This window comes from Rhodococcus sp. ACPA1, assembly GCF_002300195.1.
Classification (GTDB): domain Bacteria; phylum Actinomycetota; class Actinomycetes; order Mycobacteriales; family Mycobacteriaceae; genus Rhodococcus_F; species Rhodococcus_F opacus.
On record NZ_NSDX01000003.1, the window covers coordinates 25,108 to 40,454 of the forward strand.

The following is a 15,347-nucleotide window of genomic DNA, read 5'->3' on the forward strand; positions in this document are numbered from 1 at the left end:
GGCGCTGCGCGTGCAGCAGCGAGGACGCGGTCCTCATCGTTGTTCGAAATACTGATTCCTGGAATGGAATACGAGAATCTCGGACCCAGTCACGCCCCTTTGTGAAGCCCCCGGCGTTGCCGCGTCAACCGCTTCGCGGGTTTCTTGACCGCCCTGCACAAAGCCCGCTACCATGACAATGTTCGACACGTTCGTCTGGATCCTTCGGGGTCGAGGCGCGAATGTGTGCGACGCATTCCGCAAGAGCGGAGTCGGCAAGGGGTGATCCTTGGCGAGTCACTCGACGTCCATGGACGAGGAAGGCAGGGACGCCCGGTGCGGGTGTACCTGTTCCTCCCGGCGGGCAGGTGTGTCGGGCCCGATCGAGTGTGGCTGCCGCAGGGCAGATCGACAGGAATTGAAGGGAGCGCCGCAATGCCTCAGGACATACCCACCGCGCCAGAAGGTCAGAGCCGCCCCGCCGCGACCGAGCCTGTGAACTACCGCAACAACGACCTCGGTGCGATGGCTTTGCCCTCCGCCCAACGCTTGCCGCGCAGGCCGCAGAAGTCTTCGTTTCTGCTAGCGGAGACGATCCTGTCCGACATCATCGGGGAACGCCTGGTGCCGGGTGACCCGTTGCCTCCCGAGCGGGAGATGGTCGAGAAGTACGGAATGGGTCGGACGACAGTACGCGAGGCGCTCCGTCTGCTCGAGTACCAAGGGGCCATTCAGATTCGGCAGGGCCTCAACGGTGGCCCCTACGTTCAGGCTCCTGATTCCGGCCATTTTGCCAAGACGATTTCGTTCATGATGCGGATGGAGAGGACTCCGTTCGAGGCGATCGTCGAGGTCCGCTCGGCGATCGAGCCGATGATCTGCCAACTGGCCGCGGAGCGGATCAACTCGGAAGCACTTCAGGAACTCGAACGGACGATCATCGAAATGCGCCGGATCGTCGATGATCGCGAACAAGTGAACGCTTTCAACGACCTGAACACCCGCTTCCACAGCGTGATCGCGTGGTCGTCGGGAAACCCCTTGTTCCACCATCTCGCCGATTCGTTGCACGGGATCATGGATGGCGCCGTGGTCGGAGTGAGCTACTCCGCTCGCCGCTACATGGGGGTGATCGCAGATCACCAACTCATCTACGACGCACTGAGCGAACGCGATCCGCAAGCAGCGTACGAGAAGATGGCGCTGCACTTGGCGGAGTGGGAAGAGTACTCGCGTCGAAACTTTGCCGATGCGTTGAAGCTTCCCATCCCGTAGGTTCTCCAATCCGGATCGCCACGGCCAACGCATTTCACAGCGTGATCGCGTGGTCGTCCGGGACCTCATCTTTATCACTTCGCCTCGTCCCGCCAGCATGTACTGGACGGTGCTGTCAGGGGAAGCGACTTACTACGCACGAAGCTGCAAGGGAGTGATCCCTGCCTGAGAAGGAGGTTGCTTTTCCATGGTCGGAAATTCGAAAATGCGCACTCCGTTCGTACCAGGATTGCTTGCGGGATCGGCCGCGATCGTCACGGGCGGAGGTAGTGGAATCGGACGGCAAATCGCTTTGGGGCTCGCGGAATGCGGAGCGCGGGTTGTGGTGAGCGGGCGCCGCCGGGATGTGCTCGACGATGTGTGTGACCAAATTCAGGGCATCGGCGGTGAGGCGATCGCGGCCACCTGTGATGTGCGCGATCCCGAGAGCGTGGCCGCACTCGTCGCTTCTGCAGAGGACGCAGTAGGTCCCATTGATCTGCTGGTCAACAACGCGGGCGCAACGTTCACCTGCCCCTCGGAGGAATTGACCCCCAACGGGTTCCGCGCGGTGGTGGAGACCGACGCTTTCGGGACCTTCTACACCTGCCAGGAGTTCGGTCGCCGCGTCATCGCGAGAGGGACGGGAGGCGCGATCCTGAACATCACCAGTACCTCCCCGTTCACCGGAAATCCAGGACGAATTCACGGCGGGGTGGGGAAAGCCGGCGTCGAAAGCCTCACGAAGAGTCTCGCCGTGGAGTGGGGGCCGCACGACATCCGGGTCAACGCCTTGGCGCCGGGCTATACGCCGACTGCCGGGGTGGACCGGGCAACGGGAGTTTCCGATAATGCGGTGAACGACGACCTCCAGCGACTCGCCGACTCGGTCCCACTCGGACGTGTCGGAACGGTCGACGAAATCGCATGGCCGGCGGTCTTCCTGTTGTCGCCGGCGGCATCCTTCATCAACGGCGCGGTTATCGTCGTCGACGGAGGCAAATGGTTGTCCTCGGGTCGCCGCATCGGCGGGGCTCAGTCCAGCACCGGGACAATGCCGTCCCCGAACTAGCATCGCCCACCCGCGGGGGTGGTACCGCGAGTCTCGTTGTCTGCGGGTCAATACCGTGATCAAGGGTAGAGCATCCACTCGCAGCAGGTCTGTAATGCAGCTTCGGTGTCGCAGCCGCGGCGCGTTGCCGGGTTTCGCGGGCAACGACTTTCGCTGCTGGGCACTCGGGTGCCGGGACGCGGTTGTCCTGTGCTCAGCACGACGGTCGTCGGGCATTCGTTCCCTTGACTGCGCGCAGGACCGCGGCGAGACACGCCCATGCCACTACTGTCGACCTGACTGGGGTGCTTGCTATGTCCGTTTCTCCCGCATTCACCCGGATCGCAGCGGTCGAATCTGAAGCGCGAAAGACGGTTCGGTTCGTGGGCAGGGGTGGCGCGTTCTTGCGCATCGAATCCGTGACGGTTCGGTCGGCTGGTGGTGCGATCTCTACGTTCAGGGCCGCTTATCTGCGGCGGTCTTGTTCGGTGCGGTCAGATCCACGCAGTCGTCGTCGATCGTCTTGAACCGTCGCATGACGTCGGGGTCGTGGCCTGCAACGACCACCGTGTCGGGTTGCTCTGCAAGTTCGTTCAGACGCTCATACCCCTCGTACATACCCTCGAGGTCGCAGTAGATCCAGAATGGGCGGTCGCGATCCTTCTCCTCGTAGAAGTGAAGGGCATCGGATGCGAGTACGATATTCAGGTCTCCGCTCTTCACCTCCGTGATCATCTGGCCCGGAGTGTGGCCGCGGATCGGTGTGACCGTGATTCCTGGGAGGATGGTCTCCGGTCCGTCCACGAAATGCACCCGGCCGGACTGGTGAAGTTCGACGACGGTCTTGATCTCCTCGGCTTCGGCGAAGAGCGCGAACATTTTTCGCTCCGCGTAGCGACCGGTCCAGAAGTCGAATTCGTCCCGGGCAACGCTGAAGGTCGCGTTCGGGAAGAGGCCGACATTACCGACGTGATCGAAGTGCATGTGGGAGATGACGACGTGATCGATGTCGGCTGGTGTGACACCGAAACGCGCCAGCAACGCCGCCGGATCACTGCTCTGGAAATACCCGCGAGGGCGAGCGCGTTCGCCGTCGAATCCGCAATCGACCAGGACGGTGCGCTCGGCATTGCGCACCAGCCAGAAGTAGAAGTCGGCGACGATTTCTTCGTCCGGCTCACCGTAGGCCTTGTAGTTCAGGTACTTCGAAGCTTTGGTCGTCTTCGCCGAGCCATAGCGCAATGCGTAGACCTCGTACGATTCGTCTCGAACCGACATCATTCCGCCTCTCCGGTCAGGCTGGCCTTGTTGGTTTCTCGAACGAGAAGAACCGCAAAGATTCCGACGATGCTGGCCACGAGAGCAACCGTGGGTACCCATTGTGCACCTGCCGCAGGTCCGCCGGCGGCCACGAGTGTGGCTGCAACAAGCGGAACCATCCCTGCCAGCGCGCCACCGATCTGGTAACCGAGGGAAACACCCGTGTATCTCGTACGAGTGTGGAACAGCTCCGCAAGGAACGAACTCAGCGGGCCGTAGACAGCGGAGTGTCCGACTTCGCACAGGATGAGCAGTCCGAGGATGGTGGCGAAGCTGCCGTTTTCGAGCTGTCCGAACAGCAGGTAGACCCATGGAACCGTGAAAGCGAACCCGGCGATCGTGACAGTCTTGCGGCCGACGAGATCCGACAGATATCCGAAGAAGGGGGTCAAGCCCAGTGCGAGAACACCGACAAGCGTTTGGGCGCCGAGTATTGTGGCGATGTCACCCTCGACGGCTCGTGTGTACGCCGTCGCATACGTAATGTAGATCTGGTACGCGATATTCGCTCCGGCCGACAGCGCGATCGCAACAAAAGCCTGACGCTTGTAGTTGCGGAGCAGATAGAGGAAAGGCGTGCGGACGTGCTCCTCACCCGCGTCCTGGGACTCTCTGAACGCGGACGACTCGACGATCCCGAGCCGAATCCACATACCGATCAGCACCAGAACCGCCGAGGCAAGGAACGGAATTCGCCATATATACTCGTCCATGCCGTCGGGCAGGCTGCTGATCGCCGTGAAGGTCAGTGTTGCGAGAACTCCGCCGCAGAAGACGCCGGCACTTCCGATGCCGCCCCAGAACCCTCGCCGTTCCTGTCGGCAGGATTCGACGATCATGAGGATTCCGCCGCCCCACTCGGCGCCCGCCGCGAATCCCTGCACGAGGCGAAGCAGCACCAGGATTACTGGGGCGGCAACGCCGATCCTGGCTTCACCCGGCAGTGCACCGACGGCAAAGGTGCTCAGGCCCATCAGCGTCATACTGACAACGAGGACGGACTTTCGCCCGTACCTGTCTCCGAAGTGGCCGCCGATGATGCCACCGATGGGACGCGCCAGGAATCCACTGGCGAATGTGCCGAAGGAGGCGATCGTGCCCACCAGCGGCGAACTGCTCGCGAAGAAGATCGATGGGAAATACAGTGCTGCGGCAATGCCGTAGATGTAGAAGTCGTACCATTCGACGGTGTTGCCGAGGTAGCTCGACAGCACGATTCGCCGTCGCTGCTTCGCCGGTGTCTCGTACGAGGCTGAACCGCTTGTCACCACCTCGGTGACGGACTCGTTCGCCATGGCTTTCTCGCTTTCGTTGCAGATCGATTCACGACGGGCGACGGCGATCCCGGATAATCACGGTCGACGTCGTTACTACGGGAACGGTTAGGTCAATCGGTCACTGGCCACTGGACCGTGACGGGTTCCAGGAATTCGCGGATTCCGGCTTCGCCCCGCTCGCGGCCGATGCCGCTTTCCTTCCAACCACCGTTGGGTGCGTCGGATCGGACGGGCGCGCCACCATTGAACGTGACCAGTCCGACTTCGAGGCGGTGAACGAGTGCCATCGCCTCGTCATGGGGACCAAAGATGCTGGCGTGGAGGCCGAACTTGGACTTGTTGGCGATGGCGACAGCCTCGTCGACATTGTCGTAGACCAACACGGTGGCAACGGGCCCGAAGATTTCTTCCTGATTGATCTCCGCGTCGTTGTTCAGACCACCGATCAGCGTCGGCCGCACCCACCACCCGCGGTCGGTGTCCGGCAGAGTCCCTTGCGCCAGGATCTCACCGCCGGCGGCCAAAGCGGCGTTGACGAACGATTGCACGCGATCGCGGTGCGGTTCGCTGATCACGGGCCCGACGATCGTGTCGGGATCGAAGGGGTCCCCCACCCCGACGTTGTCGTAGTACTCCCGGCTGGCCGCGAGGAACTCGTCCAGGTGGCTGCGGTGAACTAGTATCCGCGTCGGCGAGCCGCAGCCCTGCCCGGCGTTTCTCAAGTACCGCGAATGTACCGATCCGACGACTGCCTTCGGGTCGGATGACGGAAGGAGAATCGCAGCCGACTTCCCTCCGAGTTCGAGAACGACGCCACGCAAGCCCTCGGCGGCGCGTTTCATTACCGCCGTTCCAGCCGGAACGGATCCGGTGAAGGTCACCTTCGCGACATCCGGGCAGTCGATCAACGCCTGAGCGACCTCGACACCGCCAGCCAGAACGCTGACCGCATCCTTGGGGAAGCCGGCTTCGTCTACCCAGTTCCCGAAGTTCAGAAGAGTCAGAGGCGAGTGCGGCGACGACAGCAGGACGCTGGGACACCCCGCGGCGAAAGCTGCCCCGACCTTCATGGCCGCGAACATGAGGGGGTAGTTGTAGGCGGCGATTCCGGCGACCACTCCGATCGGCCGGTACACAACCATCGCCTCGTTCACCGGCGGGCCCGGCTCACGACCGAGGTACTCGGTGCGATCCGCCAATGTGGCCTGCGCCAGCCATCGAAGGTACCGGACCGGTGTTCCGACGTGCATTCCGCGGGCGGTCGAGATCGGTGTACCGGTCTCGGCGATAACGGTATTCAGGATTTCGTCCGTGTGCTCTTCGATGACGTCCGCAAGCCTCTGCAGGCAGGCAGAGCGTTCCGCCGGAGTTCCCAGCGTGTCCTGCTCCACGGTGCTACGTGCGGCAACGACTGCCCGCCGAACCTGATCGGTGTCCGCGGCGCGAATCTCGGCAAGGACTTCTCCGGTCGCCGGGTTGGTTACTGGGATCAGCTCACCCCGACCGGTCTCGAACTGGTCACCGATCCTGAGGTCGAACTGCTGGTTTGCGCCGATCAGCTGCTGGGCGAGGTGGGCATTCATCGTGGCGATCACGAACCTTCCGATTTTGCGATTTTCTGGAGCCGCGTCGGTTGAGGTGTTGAGTGCAGGAAATCCTGCGCTGAGCCTTCCAGTCGCAACATCCGTGAGGTCATGTCCTGCCCGGTCGATCCGACCAGAAGGTCTCGACCCGCAGGACATTGTGGTGTGCATCACTAATAACATGCACATAGTGCATCTGTTATTCACATTTGTAAACTTTGCAGGTCGTCTCATCGAGATTGCGCGACTTCCACGCGTATGCCGCGTCCGAGTTCGCTCGAAAGGGCCTGAGTGAAGGGGTCGTCGAGCAATCGGACGCTCTTCGGCCGGGGTGCGTGATATTCGGTGGCGACGTGCATATCGATCGCCCTGAGCTTCGCACTCGACCCCCGGCGGTGGTGTGTACCCGGCGGGTTCGTGACAGTCGCCGAGTTCGATGTCGGGCGTGGACGTCGCCGTCGTATCGCTCAGCCGATTGGGGCCTACTCACTTGCTTCTCAGCGATGCATACTATACACATGTTTTACGAACGCGAGATCCGGGTCACAGCCCCGGATCATTCCAGGTGCAGGTCACGACGCCTTTGAGGTCGAGCGACGTGGCCCACTTCGAGAAATCTGAGGAGTCGATCCGATGCGCATGAAGGCAGCCGTCATGTTCGAGCAGGGGCTCGAGCAACCATTCGCGGCGAGCAAGCCGTTCCACATCGAGAACGTCGACCTCGACGGGCCGTATCAAGGGGAAGTACTCGTGGAGGTCCGTGCAGCGGGCGTCTGTCATTCCGACCTTTCGGTCGCGGAGGGGCAGCGCAAGCGGACTCTCCCGGTTGTCGGCGGTCACGAGGGCGCCGGCATAGTCCGCGAGGTCGGCCCGGGTGTCGTCGGCCTCGAGCCGGGCGACCATGTCGTCATGTCCGCCGCCGGAGGATGCGGGCAGTGCCGCTACTGCATGGCGGGACGCCCCGGGATCTGCGACCGGATCGGTGTCAGCAGATCCCAGGGCCTGCTTCCCAACGGCGAACGTCGGCTGAGCCTGAATGGCGAGGCGTTGTTCCACTACAGTGGCGTCTCGTGTTTCGCCCAGTACGCGGTGACGACACCTGGCAGCCTGATCAGGATCGACAAAGACATTCCGCTCGATGTCGCCGCCATTTTCGGCTGCGCGGTGGTCACCGGCGCCGGCGCCGTGATGAATGCCGCCCGCGTCCGTCCCGGTGACGCCGTTGCAATCGTGGGGCTCGGCGGAGTCGGTCTCACCTCGGTGATGGCGGCGCAGGCGTCCGGAGCCTCCACGATCATCGGAATCGATCTGCTCGACAGCAAATTTCCCATCGCAAAGGAGGTGGGGTGCACGCACACCTTCGGCGGTGCGGACCCCGACCTCGTTGCGAAGATCCGCGATCTCACAGATGGCGGCGTCGATTTCGCATTCGAACTGACCGCCAATCAGCGCGCTATGAACAGCGCGTTCGACTACACCCGAAAGGCCGGCGAGATCGTGTGCGTCGGAGTGAGTCGCGCTGACTCTCGCTTGGAATTCCCCAACACTCGGCTGGTATCCGAGGACAAGGTGATCCGCGGCGCCATGCTCGGTTCGGGAGTCGCTGAACGCGATATACCCAAGTACCTCAATCTCTTTCGAGAGGGAAACCTTCCGGTGGACAAACTTCACTCGGGTTCCATCGCCTTCGAAGACCTGAACGAGTCGCTGGATCACCTCCATGACGCGACGGTGATCCGCCAGATGCTCGATCCGCACGCCTGACCACATCCGAGACCACTGGAGGAGTCGATCCAATGAACATCAAGAAGGAAATCTACATCGATGGGGAATGGTCCGCGCCGGAAGCCGACGCCGAGCCCATCGTCGTACAGAACCCGGCGACCGAGGAGTCCATCGCACAGGTACCGACGTGTGGTGCCGAAGACGTCGACCGGGCAGTCAATGCCGCGAGTGCGGCGTTCGAAGGATGGTCGACCACCTCGGTCGCGCAGCGGCGCAAGTACTTCTCCCGCCTTCACGAGATCGCCAAGCGTCGCGAGGAGGAAATCCTTCACTCCATCGTGAGTGAGATCGGGCATCCGATCGAGCGCGCCCGCATCAACCAGACCGGGGCGGGAATCGCCGACCTCGGCATGCTGGCCGAGTACCTCGACGACATCATCTGGGAGGAGAAGCTCGGCGAAACGCGGATCCGGCGTGTGCCTGCGGGCGTCGTCGCCGCCATCACGCCGTGGAACGCGCCCCTGCGCGCCATCGCGATCAAGGCCGGGGCTGCCATGGCCGCGGGCTGCACGGTGGTCCTCAAGGGTAGTGAGATCGCACCGATGGTCTCGTTCATCTTCGCCGAAATGGTTGAGGAGGCCGGTTTTCCGCGCGGCGTGTTCAACCTCGTCTCCGGTTCCGGCTCCGAGGTCGGCGAGCCGATGGCCACGCATGATCTCGTGGAGATGGTGTCCCTGACCGGCTCGGTGGGTGCAGGACGCCGGGTGATGGAGCTCGCCTCGCGATCGGTCAAGCGGGTCGCGCTAGAGCTCGGCGGAAAGTCGGCAAACATCATCCTTCCTGATGCGGATCTCGCACACGCCGTCGACGTAGGTATCGAGGACGCGTTCCGTTCGTCCGGTCAGGTCTGTGGCGCCCTGTCCCGGATGTTGGTCCCGGCCTCGCGCATCGATGAGGTGAAAGAGCTTGTGGCGCAGAAGGTCAACTCCTTTGTCGTCGGCGATCCCTTCGACTCCGCGTCGCAGCTCGGCCCGGTCGCTTCAGAATCGCAGCGGGCTCGCGTCGAGGGCTACATCCAGAAGGGGATCGACGAGGGGATGACTCTCCTCGCCGGTGGGACGGGGCGTCCTGACGGCTTCGAGCGCGGTGCCTATGTCCGCCCCACCGCGTTTCTCGGTACCAACGAGCACACGCCGGCCCAGGAAGAGATCTTCGGTCCCGTTCTCACGGTCATCCCGTTCGACGACGACGCGGACGCCGTCCGTATCGCCAACGACTCCCAGTACGGCCTGGCCGGAGCGGTCTGGTCGGGTGACCAGGGGCGCGCCATCGCGGTGGCCGAGAGGATCCGTACCGGCCGCGTGAGGATCAACGGTGCGCCAGTGGACAAGCGGGCTCCCCATGGTGGTTTCAAGCTCTCCGGTATCGGTCGTGAGCAGGGACGAATCGGCATCGAGGAGTTCCTCGAGTACCAGACGTTGTCGATCTGAGACGGACGGCCTGCGGAGACGTAATCCGCCCAGAGGATCTTGACGCCCGATAAATATGTGCATATTATTCATGTATTGCGGGTCACAGAGTTTGAGACATGACTGACCGTTCCGGCGATCAGTCGCCAGTGAGTATCGAAAATCAAGGAGGCCCCGAATGACGGCTCTCGCAGGCGTCCGGGTGGTAGATCTGGGCCAGTTCTACTTCGCCCCGTACTGCACCATGCTGATGGCGCGACTCGGAGCGGAGGTCATCAAGGTCGAGGCCCCGGCCGGCGATCCTTATCGGCGTCTGCCCACCGCCGACGAAGAAGGCGCGTCCGTCCAGTTCCACCTACTCAATTCGGGCAAGCGGATGATGCGGCTCGATCTCAAGAGCGAGGAAGGCAAGGCGGTCTTCCGGGATCTCATGAAAGAGACCGACGTCCTGGTCCAGAACCTGTCGCCGGGTGCGATGGAGCGGTTCGGGCTCGATTTCGACACGCTCCACGCCGAGAATCCCCGGCTGATCATGGCCTCGGGCACCGGTTTCGGATCATTCGGGCCGCTCGCCGGCACGCCGGCGATGGATCTCACGGTCCAGGCCCGGTCCGCGATCATGAGCACCACTGGATTCGACGAAGGGCCGCCGCTGCGAACCGGCCCCTCCGTCGTCGACTTCATGGGGTCGGCCCATCTGCTCTCAGGCGTCCTGGCGGCGCTCTATCAGCGTGAACATACCGGTCAGGGGCAACACGTCGAGGTCTCTCTGCAGGACGCGATCATCCCCAGTCTCGCGTCCAACATCGCCGGGTACGTGCACAGCGGCGGAACCATGCCGGAACGCACCGGCAACCGTAACGGCGGGCTCGCCGTGTCCCCCTACAACGCGTACAAGACCAAGGACGGGTGGATTGCGCTGATCTGCCCCACCGATGCGCACTGGAAGCGCCTTCGGGAAGTGATGAAGGAGCCGGACGCCGAGGAAAGTCGTTTCGACACCATGGCCGGCAGGTGCGCCGATATGGAAGACCTGGACGCCATCGTCGGAGTGTGGACGGCAGACAAGCTCAAGGATGAGCTTTCCGTCCAACTCGAGGAAGCGCAGATCCCCAATGCTCCGGTGGTCACGCTCGGGGAGCTCTTGGTCGACCCCCACGTCGAGGAGCACGGCGTCGTCAGGTGGTTGGACGACGACAAGGGGCGCTTCATCACGTTCGGAAACCCGATCTTCATGTCGGAATCGGCGACCGTCCAGCCTACCCGGGTCGGCCCGCTCGGGCGCGACACCGACGAGATCCTCGCCGAGAAACTCGGCTATTCCACCGACGACATCGAGCGCCTTCGCCGCTCGGGCGCCGTCTAGCAGAAAGGTACCAACTCATGGCAGTGACCATGGAGCTCGTAGAGCAGATCCGGCAGCAAGTCGGTGCCACGTCCCATCCCATCCGGGCGACCATCGATCCGCTCATGTCACAGCGGTATGCGCGTGCGATCGGCGAGACCGATCCGCTGTACTTCGACGAAGACTACGCAAGGTCGAAAGGCTATGCCGGGCTCGTTGTTCCGCCGAATTGTCTGCCGTCCTACATGGACTGGACCGACGGCGGACCCGAGGAGGATCTCCGCATCGACGGCACTCCCGCGGCCGAGATGCAGTGGATCCCCACCGAGGGCGTTCGGATCATGGGCGGTGGCGAGGAGATGTTCTTCCACGCCCCTCTCATCGCCGGTACCGAGGTTGTGCTCACCGAAGAGCTCGAGGACGTCACCGCGCGTGAATCCAAGTCCGGGCTGATGTTCGTAATTCGTATCCGTCATCGCTACCGCGCCGCTGACGGAGCACTCATCATGACTTCCGTGAGGACGGTGCTGGGCCGATGACCACGAGTGCAATTCAGCGTATCGAGCGGTTCGCCGACGAGATCGAGGTCGGGGACGAGATCCCCGCGGTGACACATCGCCCGACCGAGGTTCAGCTGTTCCGCTACTGCGCGGTCACGTGGAACGCCCACCGTATCCACTACGACCCCGCCTACGCGGCGTCCGAGGGTTACCCGAACGTTCTCGTTCAGTCCCACCTGCACGGTGCGTATTTCACCAGCCTGTGTACCGGCTGGGCTGGAGAGCGTGGCGAGCTGCGGCGACTCCAGTACTCGGTGCGGCGCTTCGCCTGTCCCGGAGACGTTCTGGCCTGCCAGGGTTCGATCACGGCCGTCGACCGCTCCGTCGACGGCGGTGTGCTGGTGACGGTGGAATTGCGTGAGGTGCGGGAATCCGACGGTGTCAGTTGCGCCGTAGGCGACGCCGACATCTTTCTTCCCCACCGCACGGCCGACGCCGACGGAAAGGGGTGAGCACGAATGACCGCACCGTTGCGTATCGGCAACGTTTCCGGCTTCTACGGAGACCGCCTGTCGGCGGCCCGGGAAATGGTCGAGGGCGGTGACATCGACGTCCTCACCGGCGACTATCTGGCCGAACTCACCATGTACATCCTGTGGAAGTCCAAGACGGCCGGGCGTCCCGGGTACGCGTCCACGTTCCTGACGCAGATGAAGGAAGTACTCGGTACCTGCGTGGAGCGGGGAATCAAGATCGTCGTCAACGCCGGTGGGTTGGACCCCAAGGGTCTGGCGGACGCATTACGCGACCTTGCCGCCGAGAAGAACGTCTCACCGGCAATCGCATACCTCACCGGTGACGACCTCATTCCCCGGATGGACGAGCTCCGCGCGGCCGGCGTCGACTTTCGCAACATCGATACCGGAGAGGTCCACGACGAAAGCTCCCCGACCCCGGCGACCGCGAACGCCTACCTGGGTGCACGCGGCATTGCGCATGCGCTGAGCGGTGGCGCCGACATCGTCGTCTGCCCCCGTGTCACCGACGCTTCCCTTGTGGTCGGACCGGCCATGTGGAAGTTCGGCTGGGACATGGAGGACTACGACCGCCTTGCCGGCGCAGTCGCCGCCGGTCACGTCATCGAGTGTGGCGCCCAGGCGACCGGAGGCAACTACGCCTTCTTCGAGGAAATCGAGAACCCGATCCGGCCGGGTTTCCCGATCGCGGAGATGCACGCCGACGGCTCCTCGGTCATCACGAAGCACGAGGGCACCGGCGGAATGGTCTCCGTCGGTACCGTCACCGCCCAGTTGGTGTACGAGGTCGGAGAACGCAACTACCTCAACACGGACGTGACCCTGGACCTCGGATCGATCGAGTTGACCCAGGAAGGTCCTGACCGGGTGCGGATGTCCGGCGTTCGAGGTCAGGCGCCGCCGCCCACCGTCAAGGTGACGATGAACTGCGTCGGAACCTACAACCAGTCGATGACGTTCGCCATCCCCGGCGACGACGTCGAAGCCAAGGCCGCAGTGGCGCAGGCCGGAATGCTCGAGGCTCTCGGTGGAGCGGAGCAGTTCGATTCGGTGGACTTCCGGCTCGTCCGGTCCGACCAGCTCGGCGCGGCGCTGAACGAGCTGTCGGTGGCCAAGTTGGTGGCAACCTTCTCCTCGTACGACAAGGACAAGCTCGGTCGGCGGATCTTCGATGCGGCGATGAGCCTGGCATTGTCCAGCTATCCGGGAATCTACTTCCAGGACGAGAAGCAGCAGCGCCCTACCCGAACCGGTCTGGCGTGGCCTTGCCTGATTCCGCAGGAACTGGTCACGGAAAGAGTCGTCATGCCCGACGGCACGACGGTGGACTTCCCGGGGTCGGAGAAGAAGGCGGCCGAACCCGCGCTGCTCGATGCGGGCGCACCCCGTACCGCCGAAGGTGTCGAGGGTCCCACACAGACGGTGTCGCTCGGCAAGGTCTTCGGAGCCCGATCGGGCGACAAGGGTGCTCATGCCAACGTCGGGATCTGGGGCAGGTCGGACGACGAATATGCATGGCTCCGTGAACACCTCACGGTCGAGGGACTACTCGCGATCTTTCCGGAGGCCTCGGGCCGCGAGATCCTCCGGGTCGAGCTGCCCAACCTCAGGGCGGTGAACTTCCTCATTCGTGGGCTTCTCGGCGGTGGTGCTGCCTCGGGCGGCCGTTTCGACCCGCAGGCCAAGGGTTTGGCCGAGTTCATCAGGAGTCGGAAGGTCGAATTGCCCGTGGCACTACTGGAGGAGAAGAACCGATGAGTATCTTCATGACGAAACCGTGGCTGAAGAGCTCTGCCGACGAACTGCGCAGCGTTCCCGTCTCGACCGGCGTGTACGAGATCGCGGACGCGGACGGAACCGTGATCGATATCGGATTTGCCGGCGCACTCGAGCCCTTCGGGCTCCGTTCCAAGCTCGTAACCCTGGCAGACGAGTACGCGATCGACGGGATGCAATTCCGCTACGAGGAGCATGTTCAGTACCAGAGCCGCTACACGGAACTCGTGCTCGCACACAGATCTCGCCACGGGGTGCTGCCGGCCAAGGTGGCCGAGCGTGGAGAAGTGTTCCGCGGACGTCTCTCGATCGACGGTTGATTCGAAAAGCCTAGGAGTAGAAGAAGATGTTCGAAATTTCCGACGAGCAGCACGCACTGCTCACCATGGTCCGGCAGTTCGTCCGGGAGCAGGTCCGCCCGCTCGAGGACACGCTGGACCCCGACGCGACCAGCGTGCCGGCCGCCGATTACGACCGCCTCGTGTCGAAGACCAAGCAGATGGGGCTGTACAACCTCGACCTCCCCGAGAAGGAGGGCGGACCGGGCATCGATCTGGTCACCCGTTGCCTCCTGGCAATCGAGATGTCGCAGCACCGCGCCGGTCTCTACGCGCCGTGCTTCGAAGCGTTCGGTCACACGGGCCAGATCCCGCTTCTGTCCGCGTGGGCAACGTCGTACCAGCGTGAGAAGTACCTCGAGCCGTCCATCTCGGGTGAGAAGCGGGCCTGCTTCGCGCTCTCCGAGCCCACCGGCGGCAGCGACCCGGGCCGCAACATTCGCACCAAGGCCGTGAAGGACGGGAACGAGTGGGTTCTCAACGGCAGCAAGCTGTGGATCAGCTTCGCGCACGAGGCCGAGTTCGCGCTCGTGTTCGCTCGTACCGGTGGCCCCGGCCGCGACGGCATCACCTGCTTCATCGTCGACACCGATACGCCCGGATTCAACGTCCACCGGATCGTCCACACGATGCGGTCGACCGATCCCGGTACCGAGCTTCAGCTCGAGAACGTCCGCGTTCCCGAGGAGAACATCCTGGGCGAGATCGGCAAGGGATTCTCGCTGGCCAACGAACGACTCAGCCGCAACCGGATCCCGTACAGCGCCGGCACCATCGGCCTCGCCATTCGGGCTCAGGAGATGACCATCGAGTGGACGAAGATGCGTGAGTCGTTCGGCAAGCGCCTGGCCGATCACCAGGGTGCGAACTGGATGCTCGTCGAGAACGAGCAGGACATCCGGCAAGCGACCCTGATGGTGCTCAACGCGGCCGCCGCCGCCGACGCGGATCGTCCGTTCCGCACCGAGGCGGCACTGGCGAAGATCGCTGCAACCGAGGCCTCGTTCCGCGTCGTGGACCGTTGCATCCAGCTCCATGGTGGACTCGGTGTCTCCCGTGAACTGCCGCTCGAGCGTTGGTTCCGCGAGCTCCGCATCCGCCGGATCGGCGAGGGCGCCACCGAGATCCAGAAGGTGATCGTGGGCCGCGACCTGATCAACAACCCGTACCAGTTCTTCTTGACCAGGAAGTGAT

The 15,347-nt window shown here is 63.3% G+C and carries 13 protein-coding genes; 10 read left to right on the plus strand and 3 right to left on the minus strand.

Annotated features, from left to right (window positions below; all coding sequences use genetic code 11):
* Nucleotides 1-315: 315 nt before the first annotated feature.
* Both CJ177_RS10685 and CJ177_RS10690 read left to right on the plus strand, forming a co-directional pair.
* Entirely contained in the window at nt 316-1,254 is a 939-nt protein-coding gene (locus CJ177_RS10685; RefSeq protein ID WP_143548676.1) for a FadR/GntR family transcriptional regulator, read from the plus strand.
* A 205-nt stretch (nt 1,255-1,459) separates the two neighbouring features.
* Nucleotides 1,460-2,305 (plus strand): SDR family oxidoreductase, encoded by an 846-nt coding sequence (locus CJ177_RS10690; protein ID WP_179443196.1) that lies wholly within the window; start codon nt 1,460-1,462, stop codon nt 2,303-2,305.
* Between the two features lie 435 nt (nt 2,306-2,740).
* Here the strand turns inward: CJ177_RS10690 and CJ177_RS10695 are convergent, their stop codons facing one another.
* The 3 genes from CJ177_RS10695 to CJ177_RS10705 form a co-directional block, all read right to left on the minus strand.
* Nucleotides 2,741-3,565, minus strand: coding sequence for an N-acyl homoserine lactonase family protein (locus CJ177_RS10695; RefSeq protein WP_061040568.1), 825 nt, complete (start codon nt 3,563-3,565; stop codon nt 2,741-2,743).
* A complete protein-coding gene (locus CJ177_RS10700; protein WP_005250181.1) occupies nt 3,562-4,899 on the minus strand; it encodes an MFS transporter in 1,338 nt (445 codons plus the stop codon). The genes CJ177_RS10695 and CJ177_RS10700 overlap by 4 nt, the downstream gene beginning before the upstream one ends.
* Nucleotides 4,900-4,991: 92 nt before the next feature.
* Nucleotides 4,992-6,671 carry an aldehyde dehydrogenase gene (locus CJ177_RS10705; protein ID WP_179443197.1) on the minus strand — a complete coding sequence of 560 codons (1,680 nt, stop codon included), beginning with the start codon at nt 6,669-6,671 and terminating at the stop codon, nt 4,992-4,994.
* Nucleotides 6,672-7,097: 426 nt separating this feature from the next.
* On the opposite strand from CJ177_RS10705, the gene CJ177_RS10710 reads away from it, so the two are divergent.
* The 8 genes from CJ177_RS10710 to CJ177_RS10745 all read left to right on the plus strand — a co-directional run bounded on the left by CJ177_RS10710 (nt 7,098) and on the right by CJ177_RS10745 (nt 15,346).
* Nucleotides 7,098-8,228, plus strand: coding sequence for a zinc-binding dehydrogenase (locus CJ177_RS10710; protein ID WP_005250184.1), 1,131 nt, complete (start codon nt 7,098-7,100; stop codon nt 8,226-8,228).
* Between the two features lie 32 nt (nt 8,229-8,260).
* Nucleotides 8,261-9,679 (plus strand): aldehyde dehydrogenase family protein, encoded by a 1,419-nt coding sequence (locus CJ177_RS10715; protein WP_061040566.1) that lies wholly within the window; start codon nt 8,261-8,263, stop codon nt 9,677-9,679.
* 157 nt (nt 9,680-9,836) lie between these two features.
* The gene (locus tag CJ177_RS10720) at nt 9,837-11,024 is read left to right on the plus strand and encodes a CaiB/BaiF CoA-transferase family protein (protein ID WP_095867716.1); all 1,188 of its coding nucleotides are present in this window, start codon (nt 9,837-9,839) and stop codon (nt 11,022-11,024) included.
* A 17-nt stretch (nt 11,025-11,041) separates the two neighbouring features.
* Entirely contained in the window at nt 11,042-11,542 is a 501-nt protein-coding gene (locus tag CJ177_RS10725; RefSeq protein ID WP_080578296.1) for a MaoC family dehydratase N-terminal domain-containing protein, read from the plus strand.
* Nucleotides 11,539-12,015: an acyl dehydratase gene (locus CJ177_RS10730; protein WP_095867717.1), complete on the plus strand. Its 477-nt coding sequence runs from the start codon at nt 11,539-11,541 to the stop codon at nt 12,013-12,015. Before CJ177_RS10725 ends, CJ177_RS10730 begins: the two co-directional genes overlap by 4 nt.
* A 6-nt stretch (nt 12,016-12,021) precedes the next feature.
* Nucleotides 12,022-13,797, plus strand: coding sequence for an acyclic terpene utilization AtuA family protein (locus tag CJ177_RS10735; RefSeq protein WP_095867718.1), 1,776 nt, complete (start codon nt 12,022-12,024; stop codon nt 13,795-13,797).
* Nucleotides 13,794-14,135 carry a hypothetical protein gene (locus tag CJ177_RS10740; protein WP_005250195.1) on the plus strand — a complete coding sequence of 114 codons (342 nt, stop codon included), beginning with the start codon at nt 13,794-13,796 and terminating at the stop codon, nt 14,133-14,135. The genes CJ177_RS10735 and CJ177_RS10740 overlap by 4 nt, the downstream gene beginning before the upstream one ends.
* A 26-nt stretch (nt 14,136-14,161) precedes the next feature.
* On the plus strand, nt 14,162-15,346 hold the full coding sequence (locus CJ177_RS10745) for an acyl-CoA dehydrogenase family protein (protein ID WP_005250197.1): 1,185 nt from the start codon (nt 14,162-14,164) through the stop codon (nt 15,344-15,346).
* Nucleotide 15,347: the final 1 nt, after the last annotated feature.